This window comes from Taibaiella chishuiensis (genome assembly GCF_003014535.1).
In the GTDB taxonomy this organism is placed as follows: Bacteria; Bacteroidota; Bacteroidia; order Chitinophagales; family Chitinophagaceae; genus Taibaiella; species Taibaiella chishuiensis.
The window spans coordinates 349,790-369,099 of record NZ_PYGD01000004.1 but is presented as its reverse complement, the minus strand read 5'-3'; the positions used below and the strand labels follow the sequence as shown (position 1 = coordinate 369,099).

Annotated in this window: 14 protein-coding genes and 1 tRNA gene; 5 read left to right on the top strand and 10 right to left on the bottom strand. The window is 46.3% G+C overall.

Annotation, left to right across the window (positions count from 1 at the left end; translation table 11 throughout):
• Positions 1-2 precede the first annotated feature (2 nt).
• The 4 genes from B0I18_RS13710 to B0I18_RS13685 all read right to left on the bottom strand — a co-directional run bounded on the left by B0I18_RS13710 (position 3) and on the right by B0I18_RS13685 (position 5,175).
• Complete coding sequence (locus B0I18_RS13710) at positions 3-2,111, bottom strand: hypothetical protein (RefSeq protein WP_106523281.1); 2,109 nt, start codon at positions 2,109-2,111, stop codon at positions 3-5.
• Positions 2,108-2,761, bottom strand: a complete 654-nt coding sequence (locus tag B0I18_RS13705) for a hypothetical protein (RefSeq protein ID WP_106523280.1) — start codon at positions 2,759-2,761, stop codon at positions 2,108-2,110. Before B0I18_RS13705 ends, B0I18_RS13710 begins: the two co-directional genes overlap by 4 nt.
• Before the next feature lie 771 nt (positions 2,762-3,532).
• On the bottom strand, positions 3,533-4,615 hold the full coding sequence (locus B0I18_RS13690) for a recombinase family protein (RefSeq protein WP_106523277.1): 1,083 nt from the start codon (positions 4,613-4,615) through the stop codon (positions 3,533-3,535).
• Between the two features lie 488 nt (positions 4,616-5,103).
• Positions 5,104-5,175, bottom strand: a tRNA-Glu gene (locus tag B0I18_RS13685).
• Between the two features lie 175 nt (positions 5,176-5,350).
• Here B0I18_RS13685 and gap point away from each other — a divergent pair.
• From gap to B0I18_RS13665, 5 genes are all read left to right on the top strand, one after another.
• Positions 5,351-6,361, top strand: coding sequence for a type I glyceraldehyde-3-phosphate dehydrogenase (gap, locus tag B0I18_RS13680; RefSeq protein WP_106523276.1), 1,011 nt, complete (start codon positions 5,351-5,353; stop codon positions 6,359-6,361).
• A gap of 209 nt (positions 6,362-6,570) precedes the next feature.
• Entirely contained in the window at positions 6,571-6,972 is a 402-nt protein-coding gene (locus tag B0I18_RS24950) for a hypothetical protein (protein WP_146146743.1), read from the top strand.
• Positions 6,973-7,066: 94 nt separating this feature from the next.
• Complete coding sequence (locus B0I18_RS13675) at positions 7,067-8,401, top strand: TolC family protein (RefSeq protein ID WP_181358470.1); 1,335 nt, start codon at positions 7,067-7,069, stop codon at positions 8,399-8,401.
• 43 nt (positions 8,402-8,444) lie between these two features.
• Positions 8,445-9,545: an efflux RND transporter periplasmic adaptor subunit gene (locus B0I18_RS13670; RefSeq protein ID WP_106523274.1), complete on the top strand. Its 1,101-nt coding sequence runs from the start codon at positions 8,445-8,447 to the stop codon at positions 9,543-9,545.
• A 79-nt stretch (positions 9,546-9,624) separates the two neighbouring features.
• Positions 9,625-12,741, top strand: coding sequence for an efflux RND transporter permease subunit (locus B0I18_RS13665; protein WP_106523273.1), 3,117 nt, complete (start codon positions 9,625-9,627; stop codon positions 12,739-12,741).
• Between the two features lie 345 nt (positions 12,742-13,086).
• On the opposite strand, the gene B0I18_RS13660 is transcribed toward B0I18_RS13665, so the two are convergent.
• The 6 genes from B0I18_RS13660 to B0I18_RS13635 all read right to left on the bottom strand — a co-directional run bounded on the left by B0I18_RS13660 (position 13,087) and on the right by B0I18_RS13635 (position 18,888).
• Positions 13,087-13,959, bottom strand: coding sequence for a hypothetical protein (locus B0I18_RS13660; protein ID WP_106523272.1), 873 nt, complete (start codon positions 13,957-13,959; stop codon positions 13,087-13,089).
• Between the two features lie 185 nt (positions 13,960-14,144).
• Positions 14,145-14,726 (bottom strand): 50S ribosomal protein L25, encoded by a 582-nt coding sequence (locus B0I18_RS13655; protein WP_106523271.1) that lies wholly within the window; start codon positions 14,724-14,726, stop codon positions 14,145-14,147.
• A gap of 148 nt (positions 14,727-14,874) precedes the next feature.
• The gene (locus tag B0I18_RS13650) at positions 14,875-15,825 is read right to left on the bottom strand and encodes a ribose-phosphate pyrophosphokinase (RefSeq protein ID WP_181358469.1); all 951 of its coding nucleotides are present in this window, start codon (positions 15,823-15,825) and stop codon (positions 14,875-14,877) included.
• Between the two features lie 157 nt (positions 15,826-15,982).
• Positions 15,983-17,149, bottom strand: coding sequence for a molecular chaperone DnaJ (gene dnaJ, locus B0I18_RS13645; protein WP_106523270.1), 1,167 nt, complete (start codon positions 17,147-17,149; stop codon positions 15,983-15,985).
• Positions 17,150-17,227: 78 nt separating this feature from the next.
• A complete protein-coding gene (locus B0I18_RS13640; protein WP_181358468.1) occupies positions 17,228-17,830 on the bottom strand; it encodes a nucleotide exchange factor GrpE in 603 nt (200 codons plus the stop codon).
• An 89-nt stretch (positions 17,831-17,919) separates the two neighbouring features.
• Positions 17,920-18,888: a polyprenyl synthetase family protein gene (locus B0I18_RS13635; RefSeq protein WP_106523268.1), complete on the bottom strand. Its 969-nt coding sequence runs from the start codon at positions 18,886-18,888 to the stop codon at positions 17,920-17,922.
• Between the last annotated feature and the right edge of the window lie 422 nt (positions 18,889-19,310).

Genomic DNA, 19,310 nt, shown 5'->3' with positions numbered 1-19,310 from the left:
GATTAAAATACAAATTCATGTTGAGGTGTTACAATTTCTTGAGGAACGGCTCCCAGAAGAGACCTTTCTGCAGTACCTATCAAAATCTGTAGCTGGCTACCGAATCTTTGTTCTATAGTTTTTAGTAATAATGATAAACCTGCCATATAATTTGCATCAGCTTCTTCTTTTGCGGGGCTGTCAATAATTAAGAAGCGGGTATGACGACCAAAGTTGAATTCAATGTCCAATTGAATCAAGCTAAGATATAATGCTATCTTCGCTCTTAATTGTTCACCCTCTGCTATGTTTTCAAAGCCGATAAAATCACCGTCCTGTTTATATCTGATATCAAACTTTTCATTGATCTCAATTTCTGAAATCGAAGTGAGCCCCATGTCGTGTATTTCTGCAAGCATCAAGTCTGATAGCCTGTTTAATACTGATAAGCTAATTGCGTAACGCTGCTTATTCAATTCAGCAATCGCAGCGGTAAGCACCTCGATTTTGATATCAGTATCATCAAAATTATTCGCCCCGGATTCAGATGGTTTCTCGTCAAGTTGATATTGAATAACCGCCCTTTCAGATATGAGTTTTTCCAGTGTTGGATCTTCCAGAACCACCTTTCCATTTTCTGTTTCAAAAATTTTACTAATTTCTTCTAGACGGAAACTAATGGCCGACGTATCCGCGCCTTTTATCTTTTGCTGCTCAAGAGATATAATCTTGTTGTATTGTTCATCATATTCAATTTGATCGTCTTTGTGATCTAAACCCTCAAGATCGTGTTGAAAATTACTCAATATCAATTTTAAATTTTCAACTTTTTGTTGGTATTCCTCCTTGTTGACGTCGGTATCTTCCAGCTCTACATGGTCGTTACACAAAGCACAAACCTTTTCGACCGCCGCTTTCTTTTTTTTAATGTCTGTAACTGTATGACTGCAGCTAGGACATTGTTTAATGTCAAGATTAGAAAAGAATATACCTATTTCCAGATATTCTTCCAGATCTCCAATTTGCCGCTGAGTTTTTAGTAGTTCTTTGTTTATGCGCTGGGATTCTGCCATTTTTCTGTTGCGCTTTTCCTTCAACGCCTCTAAAGCAGTTCTTTCAGTAGAAATCTGACTCTCAAAGGTGAGAAGCCGCTGGCTTTCCGCTTGAAGAGTCTTAACCAAACGATCATGTTCCGCATAGAGTGAGTTGAGATTCATGCTTGACTTGGATTGCTCATTGCTGATCCTCAGTAATTCATTAATTTCTTTAAGCCTATTAACTAATCTGTCGACTTGTTCTTTTTTTGCAGTCGCATTTTGAACCGGAATCGATGACCGTTTAGCCTTTTCAAATACTAGTTTATCTTTTTCAACACTGAAATAATTGATAGGGTAAGTCAGTTCCAATCCTAAGAGCATTTGAAATACTTTTTTTCCCTGATCACCATACATAACTGAACTGTCACTAGATTCTAGGAAAATAGATTTGAAATATGTTTTCCAACTGGCACCCACCTCTAAAAGATCTGTACTATCCTTTTGGGGACTTTTCTGAGTCCATTTTAGTGAATAGTAAGCGAACTGTTTAAAGAAAAAATCCTGTATCTGATGTTGATAATCTGTCTCGCTGACAGTGCTAAAAATAATATCCGATTCGTGCTGACCGATATTTTCTTTCTTATCAATAGTCCCATTATATAGTGAAGCTTTCAACCTTGACTTCGTTTCCATATAAATCGTATACTCCCTATCACTAATAGTAAAATTTACCAAAATGTGATGAATCCATTTTTTAATGTTGGGCTTGATAGAGTTGGCTCCCGTGAGAGCATACTTTAATATTTTAAAAATACTTGATTTGCCCTTCAGATTATCTGCAATCCACATATTTATCCCTGTATTGACCGACTGATCATAATCGATAATATCGCCTGCATAACTATTCGTCTCCTCTGTTCTCTTCACTCCACTGAACGCAATTCTTGTTATTATGAGTCGCTTCCCCGTAGATATCGGTGTATCCCTGGTAAATTGATCGCCGATGTCGAGGATCTGCTTTGTCTGATCCAGTGATAGTTTTTCTACGAATTGGTTATGGATATTATTTACAAATTCCTTGAAGTCAAACGTCATAGTGCTTCATTATATAGTTTATTAAAATCGTCTTTTACCATTTGCTCGATAGTACCAATATATTGTCTATAGCTGGTGTCCCGATATTCATCTACTCTATATTGATTGACCTTTAATTGGCTTCCAGACAAATCACCAAAAAATCTGACTATGAGATTACACCTATCTTCATACCATTGAATACCAGGCATTCCAGTAAAGGCCATCTTCAATTTTTCTTCTGCGGCTTTCATAATGAAATATTGCTTGTCAATGGTCTTGAAATCACTGCTTTTTCTACTTGTAAAATCTATAAATTTTATCCCCTTTAAAAAAGCAACTACATCATCAATATCTTCATATGCGCCGAAAAAGAATTTTTCCATTTCAAGACGCTTGAGTGACGGCTCTTTATCGTTAAATATCTTTCTGACTATATTTTTGACTTCACTCCTTTTACTCTCATTGGCTTTTGCCTGTAGCAAAAGTTCATAAGCAAGATAGTCCGGGTTACGGAGTAGAAAATCTATCTTTTGTATCCGGGTTTCAGTACGAAAAATTTTTACCACATCTGGTCTTTCAGGATCGACAAAGGGTTCGCTAAAATAATAGAGAATAAAAAATATCCTTATTCTATCCTTATAAATCCGGACAGCATCAGTATAATCCATTATTAATGGTTTAAGTCTTTAGTTTACACATTAAATGTAAAAAGAATTTACACATAATAGATATTTAAAAGCAAATAAATGAAATTAACCTTAACATAAATTACATAAGGCTGTATATTTCTTCTGTAAGTGCCCCTAAATCGGAGACAGTTAAAATTAGACAAAACGTATATCGCGACCTACCATCTACAACTGGAAGTCGACGTACGGCGGACATCAAATCATCAGACGTAAAGCGGCTCAAAGAGCTGGAGGAAGCTCATAGCCGGCTGAAAAGAATCTATACGGTGCTGAGCATAGATCATAACATCCATAAAGATGTAATTGCAGCCGGCAAAGAGAGCTGACAGAGGAAATAGTAACAACGTATTAAATGTTAAATCAGTGCAATACGTGTTGACTAATAAGCCGCACATCAAAATGATTTTCTCCATTCTCCTATTTTCATATAAATTTCCCGTCTGTATAAACTAATTGTGGATGAAAAAGCTTTCTGACTAGCGAATGTTTATTGGCTAATGTAGCTATTTCAAAAACATCTCGCATTGTATTAGTCCTAAACAGGACTCTTTCCAACTCGAGCCACTTTTGGCTTATGTTTATTGATTCGTGATAGCTATTATCCAACACATGCATATCTTCATTGAGCCTTGCCTTAAGTCTTTCAAATGTGACGCCGTCAATTTGCTTCTCCAATAAAAGCTCATCTAGGTTATTGAGCTTTCGTTCTATGTCCGCTCGTTGTCTCAGCCTGGTCTCAATGATGGACTTCTAATCTTGCAGTGTTTTACTAAGCAAAAATTCTGCTTTAGCGGCGATCGCTTCTTTTTGATTATTGCCCAGCTTAAATGTGTACAACAATTCCTTGAATTCTGCGTGAAGCTTATCTGCTGGGATGTTTATTCCCGTATGTTCTATACAACGGTAATAAGGATAATGCTTCTTTTTCCCTTTTGAATAGCCGGCAGTCATGCTTTTGCCACACCAACACTTCAAAACTCCACGTAAAGGGAATTGCTCTCCTGGCTGTGATTTAGAAGGCTTGAGAGAGGCTCTCTTTTCTTGTACCAGCCAAAAATCAGATTCCCGGATTATAGGTTGATGGATTCCTCTTACATATTTTGCAGGCCCTGATTGGGAAGGTATTTTAATCAGGCCAGCATAAGTACAATTTGATAGTATCCTCTGGATCGTGCTATTCCCCGAATTCTTAAGACCTTTTTGCCTCGCACAGTATTGTATTTCCTTTATTGGCCAGCCTTCTAAAAACCATTTGTAAATAACACGGATTACTTCAGCTTTTTCCTCATCCACAATTAAAACGCCTTTATTGTGCCTATCCCGTCCATTTATATAGCCAAACGGAGCGTTGTTTACGTAACGCCCAGAAAGCTGCGCATAATGAATGCTTTCTTTTACCCTTTTCCTAATCTGCAAAAGTTCCTGATTTGCCATCAAGTAGGAAAAAGCCCGTTGCACAAAAACAAGAGGATCGTGAACATCAATGCTGATATCTTCGTTCGTAGCCAAAACCTTGATCTGGAAATTTTTTTGTAAATCTTCTATCTTCAATAAAGCTTCTGCAAGATTCCTACTAAACCGATCATGACTCATAACAATAAGATACTGCACCTTGCCAGAGTGCTTCTTCATAAAGCGCTCCAAAGCTTTATAATTAGGGCGATCAAAGGTGCCGCTGCTTTCCCCGTTGTCGGTAAAAATAGCTGATAACAGCAATCCATTTTGATTACAGTAGTTCCTGATTGCTTCTTCCTGGTGCGCTAAGGAATACTTAGATTGATCTTTTCGACTAATTCTGCGGTAACCAATAGCAGTGTTGACGAGGTTTTTCATACTTCTTCTTTTGAAGTTTATAATCCTTTGGGATCGGCGCCTCGAATGAAGAATAGAAGATGGATAAAAAAGGATGGGAGTTTATGGAAAATTAATACAGTAAGTACGTTCACCGTTAAATAAACATTTCTTGACCACCACATCATATCCCATTTATAATTTCCATCTTCAAAAAGTACAGTTGAAGATGGAAGAAGAGGTACAGGAAACCAGTAGGAGCGAAGAAGAATTATTGGCATTAATTGCCATCATTTTAGTAGAGTTTATTCTCAAAATAGATTCTAAAGATCAATAAAAATAAACGTAAAAAATAGATCGTAGGGTTCAAACTTAATCCCATACCTGGACCTCGGGAGTCGAACACCTAAAAGCCTAGAATACAATATATTATAAAATAAATAATTCGACAGTAGATTTTAAATTTAAGTAATTTTTAAAACGAAAAAAGCTAACAGTCAGACTGTTAGCTTCTATTTCTTATCATTTAGTACCACGTACGGGAATCGAACCCGTGATTCCTCCGTGAAAGGGAGGCGTCTTAACCCCTTGACCAACGCGGCGTTTCGTTTGGGATTGCAAAGGTAAGATACATTTTCATTTTTCCAAAAAAACTTGAAAAAAATTTCAAAAAATTCATTTTCAGGCCTTGCCGACCGCTCATTAATTGGAAAATCATTCCGATGCAAGTACCTTTGCAGCGATTTTTTTAACACAACAAAAATCCCACCCACAAAAATGAGTAAAGTTAAAGTTGCCATTAATGGTTTTGGGCGTATTGGCCGCCTTGCCTTCCGTCAGATCTACAACATGGAAGGAATTGAAGTAGTAGCGATCAATGATCTTACAGAACCTAAGGTGCTTGCCCATCTTTTAAAGTATGATACTGCACAAGGCCGTTTCGGACAGGAAGTAACTCATTCCGAAAATGCTATCAGCGTTAATGGTCATGAAATCAAAATATATGCTCAGCGGGATCCGGCTCAGATTCCCTGGGGTCAGCATGATGTGGATGTAGTGCTGGAATGTACCGGCTTCTTTACCGATGCTGAAAAAGCAAAAGCACACATCACTGCAGGCGCTAAGCGCGTAGTGATCTCCGCTCCTGCTACCGGTGATCTTAAAACTGTTGTATTCAACGTTAACCATAATATCCTCGACGGTTCTGAAACCATTATCAGCTGCGCTTCCTGCACCACCAACTGCCTGGCGCCTATGGCACAGGTACTGGAAGAAAAATATGGTATCCAGACCGGCCTGATGACTACCGTGCACGCTTATACCAACGACCAGAACACCCTGGATGCACCGCATGCCAAAGGTGACCTGCGCCGTGCCCGCGCTGCTGCCGAAAACATTGTACCGAACTCTACCGGCGCTGCAAAAGCGATCGGCCTGGTGCTGCCTAGCCTGAAAGGTAAACTGGACGGCGGCGCACAACGCGTGCCTACCGTTACCGGTTCCCTTACCGAACTGACCACGGTACTGGGTAAAAAAGTAACTGCAGAAGAGATCAACGCTGCTATGAAAGCTGCCGCCAACGAATCTTTCGGTTACAACGAAGATGAAATCGTTTCCAGCGATATCATCGGCACCACCTTCGGTTCCCTGTTCGATGCCACACAAACTAAAGTAGTTACTGTTGGCGACCACCAGATGGTAAAAACAGTAAGCTGGTACGATAACGAAATGAGCTATGTATCCCAGCTGGTACGTACCGTTAAATATTTCGCCGGTATCATCAAATAATTGATTTTAACCGCCTGCCCGAAAGCCCCCGGTAATTACTCCGGGGGCTTTCGTTGTTATTGCCCCTTTCAACCCAGCCAGCTATACATTGTACAAAATGCATTACAACGTAAATTAATCGTTATTTATGTCCGGGGTATTCCGAAACATGAAAATACAAATTACATTTGCGGCAATAATCCGGTATAAGCTCCGTTAGGAATACATCCATGCAGCTACTCAAGCTATTTCTTCAAAAATTCCTGCTAACTTTGTTAGCGATACAAATACTCAACCTGAGTATTTACAATTCGGTTTTTTATGAAGTGGAGGCATCCTATACGGCTAAAGATTTGCCCAAGGATGCCAATCCTGTGGACTCCTTTGCTGAATTAATTGTAGAAAGTGTGGACGGCTGCCAGGATGCGTTTCCCGAACCCACTAAAAGCAACGAGAAACAAACACCCGAGCTGAAGCACAACGTCGCGTTTAAAATGATTCATTTTAACCGTTTCCCCGGTATCCCGGAGAAAGAACATGTGCAATATGACCAACGCCCCGTTGATCTTGCCGTTTTCCAGAACAATTACAGCTACCTTTTCTGGAAAGAAATTAACCACCCCCCAGCCTAATTATCCTGTCCGTATAACGGACCTTCCCTCTTTTTGTCTCACCGCACGGAAGCGGTGTGCCCCTGTTTCTATTTTATCATTTAACCGAAAGATTATGTTGATCTCATCACATTCCCGGCGGGAATGTACCCTTGCTGTATCGATTACAGCGATCTTCTTCCTATGGTCGGCACTGATGCCCGCTACCCTCCTCGCCCAGCAAACCGAAAAAACAGACACCCTGAAGGTCAGTGTAGCCGAGGCTGAAAAGATCTTCCTCGAGCAAAACCTGCCCGTGCTGGCCGAACGGCTTAACATCGACCAGGGAGAAGCCCGGATCCTGCAGGCAAAGGCCTGGCCCAACCCGACCTTTCACCTGGATGGGGTCCAACTGTACAATACCCCCAATACCGATCCCTCCCCCGGCCTGCTGGGTACGAACTTCTGGCGCAACCGGACCTTCGAAGCCCAGTTGGAGCAAATGGTAAAACTGGCGGGCAAACGTAAAAAAGGCATCGCCTTCGAGACCCGCAGCAAAGAGCTGGCCGAAAGCTCGTTTACCGATTTCCTGCTGAACCTGAAAGCAGAATTCCGCCAGGACCTGGCCGAACTGCAATACCTGCAGTCGGTTGCCGGCGACCTGCTGTACCAGCGCCAGGTGGTAAACGACCTGATCCGCGGACAGTCGGCCCAGTACAAACAGGGCAATATCTCCCAATCGCAGCTGTACCGCATTAAGGCGCTGCAGATCGCGCTGGAGTCGGACCTGAACGACCTGAACGAAAAGATAACCGAGAAGCAGCAGTCGCTGAAAACGGCCATGGCCCTGGCTCCCACTACTTTTATACAGGTTACGGGCACCGACGGTGAGGTTGCGATGAAACAGCTGAAGCAATACACGCTGAGCCGGCTGATCGATATCAGCCTGCAACATAATGCCTCGCTGAAGTCAGCCGACCGGGAAAAGAAAGTAAACGAGGCCGCCCTGGCGGTAGAGAAAGCCAATGCCGTACCCGACCTTACTTTCAACGTGAACTACGACAGGAACGGCAATAACCAGCTGGACTTCGTAGGCGCCGGCGTGGCAATAGACCTCCCCGTGTTTAACCGCAACAAAGGCAATATACGCGTGGCCCGTTACGAACTGCAGAAAAGCGAACTGATGCAGAAAAACAAAACCAATGAAGTGAGCAATGCCGTAGTAAAAACCTGGAGCGACCTGAACAAGGCGATCGACCTGTATGAAGGCATCGATAAAGACTACCTGCAGAAGCTGAACGAAATGACGGCTTCGCTGAGCCTCAATTTCCAGCAGAAGAATGTGAGCCTGCTCGAGTTTCTCGATTTCTTTGAATCATTTAAGGAAAGCCGCCAGCGGTACTACGAAGCCGTTAAGAACATAACCCAGAAAAAAGAAGACCTTAACTACCTGGCCGGCCAGGACCTGTAAACCGCGTACGGCAAGCTATTTCAAAAAATAAAACACTCATTCAATGATAAAGAAATCCCTGCTTTTCCTCCTGCCCAGCATCCTGCTTTTTGCCTGCGGCAGCAAAAAAACCAAACCCGAGCAGCCCCAGAAAGACAATTGCATCATCTCCCCCGAACTGAAAAAACTGATCCGGACAGAAGCTGTGGGCACCTCGCAGGCAGCATTCGAGATCGAGCTGACGGGTAATGTAAGTTATAACCAGGACAACCTGTTCCGCTACCAATCGCTGGCCAGTGGCCTGGTTCAGAAGGTCTACTTCAACCTGGGCGATTATGTGCAGAAAGGCCAGCTGCTGGCCGAACTGCGCACCACGGAACTGAGCGAGCAGAAATCTTCGCTCAGCATCGCCCAATCGGCGCTGAAACTGGCACAGCGCAACCTGAAAGCCACCCAGAGTATGCATACCGACGGCCTGGCATCAGACAAGGAACTGCTGGAAGCACAGAACGAGGTCAATAATGCCCAGGCGGAGATCGGCAAGATCCGGGAATCGGCCAATATACAGGGCGGCAATATCGAACATGGCATACTGGCTATACGTGCGCCGATGAGCGGTTATATCGTTGAAAAGAAAATAACCAACGGCTTCCAGGTCAATGCCGGCGATGCCGACCTCTTCGTGATCTCCGACCTGAAAAAAGTATGGGTAATGGCCAATGTATACGCCGCCCAGCTCAGTAAAGTACAGCCCGGCGAACTGGTCGATATCAGTACCACGGCCTATCCCGACCAGGTGTTTAAAGGCAAGATCACCAGGCTTTCCAACATTTTCGATCCCGAAGAAAAGGTAATGAAAGCGATCGTAGAGATCGACAACAGCGACCTGAAACTGAAGCCCGATATGATGGTAAGTGTAACCGTGCACCAGCCGCTGCAACGCGAAGCGATAGCCCTGCCGGTTAAGAACGTCATCTTCGACAACGACGAATACTTCGTCGTGATCTATCATAACGACTGCGATGTACAAACCAAATCCATCAGGCCTTTTGCGCATGACCGGAAATATTATTACCTGGAAACAGACAACGGTGCTGTCAACAAGGGTGATACGATGATCAGCCAGAACCAGTTACTGATTTTCACCAAACAAAAGGGCCAGTAAGGCTTGCTCCAGGCCTGCCGGAAGCGGTATGCTTTGCCGGCGGCATATCCTTTTTTACGCTAACTAATTTAAAATACAAATGACGAAACTGGTTGAAAGCATAGTCAAATTTTCGCTGAAGAACTCGATCATTGTGATCTTCTTCACCGTATTGCTGGCCATCGCAGGGGTGATAGCGGTTAAAAACACGCTGATCGAAGCCTATCCCGATGTGACCAACTCCAGGGCCCGTATCATTACCCAATGGCCGGGCCGCAGCGCCGAAGAGATCGAAAAATTCGTGACGCTGCCTATTACCAAAGAGATGAATACCATACCCGGTAAAACCGATGTACGCTCGATCTCCCTCTTTGGCTTATCGGTCGTAACCGTCAACTTCCGGGACGACATTACCGACTTTTATGCCCAGCAATATGCCTCCAACAGGATGCGCAACGTAAACCTGCCCAGTGGCGCCGATGCGGAGATCGAACCGCCCTATGGCGCTACCGGCGAGATATTCCGTTATGTATTGCGCGCGCCAAAAGACAAACCCATACGCGAACTGGCGGCCCTGCAGGAGTGGACCATCGAAAGAGAACTGCTCTCGGTAGAAGGCGTGGCCAGTATTGTAAGCTTCGGTGGCGAGGAAAAAAGTTATGAAGTAAGGGTTAATCCCACGGAACTGACCAATTACGGTCTTACCGCACTCGACGTATATACCGCGCTCAGTAAGAGTAATATCAATGTAGGCGGCGATGTGATCGACAAAGGCAGCCAGGCCTATGTAGTACGTGGTGTGGGCCTCCTCGACAAGATATCGGATATTGAAAATATCCTGATCACCAACCTGAAAGGCACGCCGGTACTGATTAAGAACGTAGCCACGGTACAGGTTACCGGTAAACCGCGCCTGGGCCAGGTAGGCCTTAACGGCGACGACGACCTGGTGGAAGGTATCGTGATCATGCTGCGCGGACAAAACCCGGGCGAGGTGATCGGCCGGTTGAAAGATCGCATCGATGATCTCAATAAACGGATCCTGCCCAAGGACGTAAAGATCGAGCCATTCCTCGACCGGACAGAGCTGGTAGACAAAACCATTACCACGGTATCGCACAACCTTGTTGAAGGTATCCTGCTCGTATCGGTGATCGTACTGTTGTTCCTCTTCAACTGGCGCCCCACGCTGATCGTAGCGCTCATTATCCCGCTTGCCTTTTTATTTGCCCTCATTATGCTGCGGCTGCAGGGCCTGTCGGCCAACCTGATCTCGATCGGCGCAGTGGACTTTGGCCTGCTGCTGGAGGGCACGCTGGTTATCGTGGAGCACGTATACGCCGGGCTGGACCGGAAGGCCAGGGAGGTCGGCATGGAGAAATTCAATGCCATGCCCAAGGACGATTTTATCCTGGACAAAGCCAAGTCGGTAGCCAAGTCCATCCTCTTTGCACAGGTAATCCTGATCGTGGCCCTGGTCCCTATTTTCTCCTTCCAGAAAGTAGAAGGCAAAATGTTCTCTCCCCTCGCCTTCACCCTGGGTTACGCCCTGCTGGGTTCGCTGTTGTTAAGTCTCACTTTTGTACCGGTCATGTGTAAATTACTGCTCACGAAAAACATCGTGGAGAAACACAACAAGGTAACCGACTTCCTGATCAATGGCCTGGCGAAGCTGTTCGCATTTTGCGCCAGGCACCGCAAAGGCACGATGATCGGTTTCGGGTTGCTCCTGGTGGGTAGCATCTTCGGTTTCCGTACCCTGGGTACCGAGTTTATCCCGCAGCTGAACGAAGGCGCGATCTATATCCGTGCTACATTGCCCAACAGTGTAAACCTGAAGGAGTCGGTAAGGCTTACCCGCGAAATGAAGGAGAAGCTCCGGGCATTTGAACCGGTAAAATTCGTGCTGACCCAGACCGGGCGGCCCAACGATGGTACCGACCCTACCGGTTTCTTCAATATCGAGTTTCACGTACAGCTTAAAGATGCTAAGGAATGGGATAAAAAGATCAGTCACGAGGAACTGCTGAAAGAGATGGAGGCCTCGCTCAATGTCTACCCGGGTATCGTTTTCGGCTTTAGTCAGCCGATTATGGACAACGTATCGGAATACGTGGCGGGGGTAAAAAGCGCGCTGGTGGCCAAGATCTATGGTAACGACCTGGAAAAGCTGGAGCAAACGGCCGACAGTGTGGCCAACGTGATCAAAGATGTGCCCGGTGTAGAGGACCTGAACGTGTTCCGCAATATCGGTGCACCGGAGCTGCGTATACGCCTTAGCGAGGCCCGTATGGCCCGTTACGGCGTAAGTATGGACGATGCCCAGGCCGTGGTCGAAATGGCGATTGGCGGCAAGGCGGCCTCTACCTTTTACGAAGGCGACCGCATGTTCGATATCCGGTTGCGTTACGACGAGCCCTACCGTAAATCGGACCAGGAGATCCGTAACATCCTGGTACCCGCTGCCGGTGATGCAAAAGTACCTTTAAGCGAAATTGCCGATATCGGCTTCTTCAATGGTCCCGCCTTTATTTACCGCCAGGGCAATACCCGTTATATCGCAGTCGGCTTCTCGGTAAGAGGCCGCGACCTGGGCAGTACCATCGCCGATGCGCAGGACCGGGTCAATAAAAAAGTAAAACTGCCCGATTCGTATAAACTGGAATGGGCGGGTGAGTTTGAAAGCCAGCAAAGGGCTACCAAACAGCTTACGACCATTATCCCGGCGGTATTGTTGCTGATCATGTTCCTGTTGTACCTGAACTTCGGCAACCTGAAAGATACACTGCTGGCGGCCAGTACTATGCCTTATGCCTTTATCGGCGGCTTTATCTCGTTATGGGTTACCCAAACCCTGTTTGGTATATCGGCGGGTATCGGGTTTATCATCCTGCTCGGGGTAAATACGATCGACGGTATTATCCTGATTGCCGTGATGAAGGAAAACCTGCTGAACGGTATGCCGCTTAAAGACGGCATCTCGCAGGCGGTACGCACCCGTATACGGCCGATCCTGATGATCGCCCTGATGGGCTCGCTGGGTCTGCTGCCCGCCGCATTATCGCATGGCATGGGCTCCGAAATCCAGAAACCACTGGCGATTATGATCGTAGGCGGACTTATCGTTTGTATGCTGCTGAACCTGCTGGTATTACCCCAGGTGTTTTATTATGCTTATCGCAGGAAACAACGGTCTTACCCTGTAAAACCAGTTTAAAATTGCTTGTATGCCAACCAGAAGGGGCCGGGGAATTGATTCCCGGCCCCTTCTGGTTTAATGTTGAATTTTGAATGGTAGCAGGAATGTTAGACTGTTAGATTTTAGAGATTAGATATAAGCATTGTTTATGGGAAGACGGCGTATCGCTATGACGTGTTCCTGGGGCTTCCATCTTGCTACCTGATACACCGTAACAGTCCGGCTGGCACAGCAAAAACTCATCCGTTAGCTGGCTTTACTCAGAAGTTTTTACTTACGCCTGTCCCCCCTCTGGTAAGATCCTTCGCTGCGCTCAGGATGACATCTAACATCTAATACCTGTTATCTAATATCTTTCACCCCTTAGAACTTCCGGTTACGGATATACTCCCAGTCCTTAACTGGTTCAAAGAGGCGGTAGCTTTCGGCTACAGAAGGATGTGCCAATACCGATGCCACGCTCACCTCGGGGATAAGCGCATCGCCCAGCCCGTTCTTTACAAAGATGAAATTGGTGCCATAGTAGTTGGCGCCGACCAGGCGGTAGCCCTTATGCCGGGCCAGGTTGACCATAGCTACCGGGGAAGCGCCGTGATACACGAGATGTTTACCCGGGTAAAAATATTCCGGATCATAGGGCACGACAATATCCTCCATGCCGAATTCGTTGTGTGTTTCGATGATCACCACATTGGGACTTACCGCTTCCAGCGCATCCCAGATCCAGTAATCGTTACCATCGATATCGATAGACAACAGCGAGATTTCGCCCTGTAAACCCGCCTGTCCCACAAGCTGGTTAATATTTTCGCGGGTTACTTTACTGCATATAAATTTAGGTGGAAAATCCCAGGGCACCGGGTGGGTACGGTAAAACTTTTCGCCCCGGGCAATGCTTTTAGGATTGCCATCAAGAAAGAGCCCGGAAAACCCGAAATGAAAATACCAGTTAGCGCAATTGCTGTTCACCCCGTCGTCGGCCCCGATCTCGATAAAGGTCTTATTCCCCATACCGATAGCGGCAAAGATCGCCAGGATCTTCCCATCCTCCTCAAACTGCGAAAATACCCGGAAACCGCACTCCTCCAGCGGCGGCATACGGCCTTCAGTTGCGCATTGCCGGTAATGATGCCAGAGCTGGCGCTGGTTCATTTGTGCAGCCGGTGAAAAGCGGTCCCTTATGTATTGATAATAGAGTTTATCCTTGAGTATCTTCTTAAAGTATTTGACAATCATTGCAGGGGAGTAACCTTTTAAAAACCATAACCTTCGGAGCATGGCGTCGGCACGGCGCAAATCTATAACATTAGACGGGAAGTAGCAAGCGGGTGACAACAACCCATTCAAAACTCAAAATTCAAAATTTAAAACTAAAAAAGCTGGCACCATAGGTACCAGCTTCCTGTTTTGAAAAGCAAATATTATTTTCCTTTCTTTTCTTCTGTTTCGGCCTGGCGCAGGGCACGGGTCATTACTACAGAAGCGATAGGCTGACGTGCAGGATTCATGAATTCCATGTTTTCCTGTTTCACATCTTCAACACGGATATTGCCGTTCAGCTGCAGATCGGTGATATCTACTTCGATACCTTCGATCAGGTGCTCAGGCATAGTGCGTACTTTCAGGGTTTTCATTTTGATCACCAAACGACCACCGGCTTTAACACCAACAGACTGACCTACAAAACGCAGGGGCAGGTTAGCAACGACTTGCCTGCCTTCTACCAGTTCCAGGAAATCCACGTGGTTTAGCGCATCGGTAACCACATCAAATTGCTTGTCTTTTAAAATGCAACGGTAAGATTTACCATCCACTTTAATTTCAGCGATCTGGAATTCGGGAGTGTATACCAGGGAACGGAAAGAAAGAACGGGTGCAGTGAAATGCACTTCTTCTTTACCACCATAGATTACACCTAACACTTTTCCTTCTGAACGCAGGTCACGGGCTGCTTTTTTACCCGTACCGGTCCTGAGTTGTCCTTCGATAACAACTGTTTTCATTTTTGTATGCTTTTGTTACTTTTCAAAGCCAAACGGAAATGCCAACGAACATCTGTACTCTGAATTGCTGTTAAATTAATTTTAAAAGAACGAAACGGCTTTTGCCGGTTGGATTTTGATGTATAGACAGGTATTAAAAAACGCTTAATTATTTATTCTTCCGCTGGCTGTGGATGAACAGGGAGTTGATCGATTTATTTTCGAACGTGTTCCTGATGGCAATCGCAAATAATTCAGCCGTGGACAATACTTCAATCTTTTTACTTTCCTGTTTCAGGGGAATGGTATCGCAAACGACCAGGCTCTCCAATACAGAATTGTCAATGTTCTCATAAGCTTTGCCGCTCAATACCGGGTGGGTACAGAAGGCCCTTACGCTTAAGGCTCCCCTTTCTTTCAGGATGGCTGCCGACTTGGACAAAGTACCTGCTGTATCGCAGATATCGTCGATCAGTACCACGTTACGGCCGGCTACATCACCGATCACGGTCATGGAAGCGATCTCGTTGGCACGTTTGCGGTGCTTGTCGCAGATTACCATTTCGGCATTGAAATAGCTGGCTACTTCGCGCACACGGTTGGTGCTGCCTACGTCGGGGGACGCAAAGGTAAGGTTTTCTAAATTCAATTTTTCTATATACGGGATAAAAATTGCCGAACTATCGAGGTGATCCACCGGGATATCGAAGAATCCCTGGATCTGGGGGGCATGCAGGTCCATGGTCATTACACGGTCCGCACCTGCGGTAGTCAGCAGGTTGGCGACCAGTTTGGAGGCGATAGACACACGGGGCTTGTCTTTACGGTCCTGGCGGGCAAATCCGAAATAAGGAATTACCGCGGTGATGTAACCGGCAGATGCGCGTTTGGCGCCATCGATCATCATCAGCAGCTCCAGCAGGTTATCGCTGGGTGCAAAGGTCGACTGTACCAAAAAAACATAATCGCCACGGATAGACTCCTGGAATACGGGCTGAAATTCGCCATCGCTGAATTTCTGAATGGTAATATCGCCCAAGTCCTGGCCGAAAGAATGTGCAATTTTTTCCGCTAAATACGTTGAATTAGTGCCGGAAAATATTTTTACCGATGGTTGCATGAAGGAAATTGAATGAGGCCGCAAAGGTAGCAATAAAATTAAAAATCTGGTAATACTCTTAAAAATATAAATCCGGCCGCGAAGCCTTATCTTGATGCGGCCGCTAAAGCAAAAGCGCCGGGCATATGCCCGGCGCCCCGATTTTCTGTTTATTATTTTAGCTGAAAGCGTCTTTTATCTTTTCGAAAAAGCTACGCTCTTTCTTGGCTTCTTCGCCCGGTTCGAAATTGGACGAAACTTTCATTTTTTCCAGGGCCACACGCTCTTCCTCGCTCAGGTGCTGCGGTGTCCATACTTTTACCTGCACCAGCTGGTCGCCTTTACCGTAACTGTTGATCTCGGGGAAACCTTTGCCTTTAAGGCGGAAGATCTTACCACTCTGGGTACCGGCCGGGATCTTGATCTTGGCCTTGCCATCGATGGTAGGCACCTCCACCTGGGTACCAAATACCACTTCGGGGAACGAAAGCGGCAGGATATACTGCACATCGTTACCATCGCGGGTAAGGTCGGGGTGTTTTTCTTCCTCGATCAGGATCAGCAGGTCGCCCGGCGCACCGCCGCGCTCGCCCACATTGCCCTTACCGCTCATGCTCAGCTGCATGCCTTCCTGTACGCCGGCCGGCACATCGATACTGATAGTCTCTTCGCCGTATACACGGCCTTCGCCTTTACAGGAGGTACATTTGGAGGTAATGCTTACGCCTTCGCCGTTACAGGTAGGACAGGCCGTTACGGTCTGCATCTGTCCCAGGAAGGTGCTGGTTACCCGGCGTACCTGGCCGCTGCCGCCGCAGGTATTACAGGTCTGTACGGAACTGGCGTCTTTAGCGCCGCTGCCGTTACAGGTACTGCAATGGATATATTTTTTTACTTTGATCTTTTTGGTAGCGCCATTAGCGATTTCCGCATAGCTCATTTTCAGCTTTACACGCAGGTTGGAGCCACGCGATCCCCTGCTGCGGCCACCACCACCCTGACGACCGCCGCCAAAGAAGCTGCCGAACATGTCGTCGCCGAACACATCGCCGAAGTTGGAGAAGATATCTTCCATGCGCATACCGCTGCCACCGCCAAAACCGCCACCGCCGGCTGCTCCGCTCATACCCGCATGACCAAAGCGGTCGTACTGCGCTTTCTTATTGGTATCGCTCAGCACCTCGTAAGCCTCGGCTGCTTCCTTGAATTTCTCCTCGGCAGCCTTATCCCCTTCGTTACGGTCGGGGTGGTACTGCATAGCCACTTTACGGTAGGCCTTCTTAATCTCATCGGCACTTGCGCCCTTGCTCAGGCCCAGTATCTCGTAATAATCTCTTTTACTCATCTCGGTTTAATATAAAAATATGCGTCCGATGCGGCTCCGTCAGGCTTACAGCTACGGCATATTTATTAAGTTCAGATTTTATTTACCTACCACTACTTTTGCATGACGGATAATTTTGTCATTCAGGAAGTAGCCTTTTTGTACCTCGTCCAGCACTTTACCCTGCAGGGCCTCGGTCGGGGCCGGGATCTCCGTAATGGCTTCGTGCAGCTCCGGGTTAAACTCCTGCTCTTTGCTCTCCATCGCTTTCAGTCCCCTGCCCTGCAACACGTTTTTCAGTTTGTTAAACACCAGGAACACGCCTTCCTTATTGGTTTTGATATCATCGGACAGTTCCAGCTGCTGTGCAGCACGCTCCGAATCGTCGAGTATATCCAACAGGGATTTGATCACATCTTCACCGGCACTTTTTATCAGTTCGTTGCGCTCTTTTGCATTCCGCTTCCGGTAGTTATCAAATTCGGCAGCAAGACGTAAATATTTATCGTTCGCTTCTTTCAGTTCTTCTGTTAATTTTTGGATGCGATCATCTTCCTCAGAAGCCAATTCGTCATTTAAATGCGTAGTACCTGCCAAACTATCATCCGAATTGAAGTTTATGGCAGCATCGTCTATATTTTGTTGATTTTGCTCTTTATCCGCATGACCGTTGTCCTTCAGTTCGTTTTCCTTATTATTCATAGATCGTTTTTTATTGAATGGATTAAATAGGCTCATTGATTATATTAAGTTCAATTAGTTTGCCAGATTTTATTTTTGCCAAATTGACATTAATTCTGGCGGTTCAGTAAATAAGCCGCCAGGGCCATAAGGGGTTGTTTTTTTGCCGGTTCGATATCGAGTTGCTCCAGGTTACCAAAGGCCTTATCCGAAAATTCGTGGATCATCGAGCGGCTTATGGCATCGACCTCCAGGTCGCGCAACAGCCCTGTAACCTGTTCAACCTTCTCTTCGTCGTCGCGCAGCAACAGCTCGCCCAGCAATTGTGTTGCTGCTGCTCCAGCCAGTTCCCGGCATTTGATCATCAGGAAGGTCTTTTTGTTGGCCCGGATATCGCCGCCGGGTTGCTTACCGGTTTTAGCTTCTTCGCCAAAGGTATCCAGGTAATCGTCCTGCAACTGGAAGGCAATACCCAGGTTCTTGCCGAACTCGTACAAAAGCGCGGCCTGCGCTTCGGTAGCACCGCCCAGTATAGCGCCGATCTGCATGCTTGCAGCCAGCAATACGGAGGTCTTCAGGGTGATCATATGCAGGTATTGTTCGATACTCACGGTTTCCTGCACTTCAAAGTCCATATCCCATTGCTGGCCCTCGCATACTTCCACCGCCGTTTTGTTGTAAACGGACAGCACGCGGGGCAGGAAAACGGGGTTGACCCGGCTCAGGCAGTCGAACGAAAAAATGCTCATGACATCGCCGGAAAGAATACCTGCAGTAAGGCCGTATTTGGCATGAACGGTGGGCTTGCCCCTGCGCAGGGGCGCCTTGTCCATAATATCGTCGTGGATCAGGGTAAAATTGTGGAACAGCTCGATGGCCGCCGCCGCTTTAAAAGCGTCTTCTGTAATCGTGCCAAACAGTTCGTTGGCCATCAGGCAGAGTGCAGGACGTACCCGTTTGCCACCCGCCTCGAGCAGGTACCGGCAGGGATCGTAAAGATTAGCCGGCTGCTCCGGAAAAATACCGGGCTGCTTCAGGTAAGCTTCAAATCGGGTCGATATTTCCTGGAATTGGTGCATAGGAGGTTTTTATTCGGGCGCAAAGCTAAGCTTTAAATAACAAATCACCTATATAAATTATAAAATTATGACATATAACCGGACCGGGCCCCGGCAACCGCAAATACAAGCCCCGCGGCTGTTTGCCGGACTAAGCACCCGGCATGTTCCTATCCGATCACAGGCAGGGGAAATTTCCCCTGCCCGGGGCGCTTGGCTATAAAGAAATTCTATAGGCTTTAGTCTTAACAAAAAATGCATAATTTATAACCTTACAAAAGCCTGAAGATCCGTGTTATGTTAGTATGAACTCCGGCACAAGCGTAATTTATTTAACATTTCTGGCGGTACTTTGCGGTTTAATCGTGTTTTTAAACCTGTTGGCCCTGTTCATTTTTTAGCAAATTGTAAAAAAATAAAGGCCAGGTTTTTATCCCGGCATC

Coding starts and splice junctions, on each gene's coding strand:
- B0I18_RS13710 (WP_106523281.1), bottom strand. CDS start 2,111: ATGACGTTTGACTTCAAGGAATTTGTAAATAATATCCATAACCAATTC.
- B0I18_RS13705 (WP_106523280.1), bottom strand. CDS start 2,761: ATGGATTATACTGATGCTGTCCGGATTTATAAGGATAGAATAAGGATA.
- B0I18_RS13690 (WP_106523277.1), bottom strand. CDS start 4,615: ATGAAAAACCTCGTCAACACTGCTATTGGTTACCGCAGAATTAGTCGA.
- gap (WP_106523276.1), top strand. CDS start 5,351: ATGAGTAAAGTTAAAGTTGCCATTAATGGTTTTGGGCGTATTGGCCGC.
- B0I18_RS24950 (WP_146146743.1), top strand. CDS start 6,571: ATGCAGCTACTCAAGCTATTTCTTCAAAAATTCCTGCTAACTTTGTTA.
- B0I18_RS13675 (WP_181358470.1), top strand. CDS start 7,067: ATGTTGATCTCATCACATTCCCGGCGGGAATGTACCCTTGCTGTATCG.
- B0I18_RS13670 (WP_106523274.1), top strand. CDS start 8,445: ATGATAAAGAAATCCCTGCTTTTCCTCCTGCCCAGCATCCTGCTTTTT.
- B0I18_RS13665 (WP_106523273.1), top strand. CDS start 9,625: ATGACGAAACTGGTTGAAAGCATAGTCAAATTTTCGCTGAAGAACTCG.
- B0I18_RS13660 (WP_106523272.1), bottom strand. CDS start 13,959: ATGATTGTCAAATACTTTAAGAAGATACTCAAGGATAAACTCTATTAT.
- B0I18_RS13655 (WP_106523271.1), bottom strand. CDS start 14,726: ATGAAAACAGTTGTTATCGAAGGACAACTCAGGACCGGTACGGGTAAA.
- B0I18_RS13650 (WP_181358469.1), bottom strand. CDS start 15,825: ATGCAACCATCGGTAAAAATATTTTCCGGCACTAATTCAACGTATTTA.
- dnaJ (WP_106523270.1), bottom strand. CDS start 17,149: ATGAGTAAAAGAGATTATTACGAGATACTGGGCCTGAGCAAGGGCGCA.
- B0I18_RS13640 (WP_181358468.1), bottom strand. CDS start 17,830: ATGAATAATAAGGAAAACGAACTGAAGGACAACGGTCATGCGGATAAA.
- B0I18_RS13635 (WP_106523268.1), bottom strand. CDS start 18,888: ATGCACCAATTCCAGGAAATATCGACCCGATTTGAAGCTTACCTGAAG.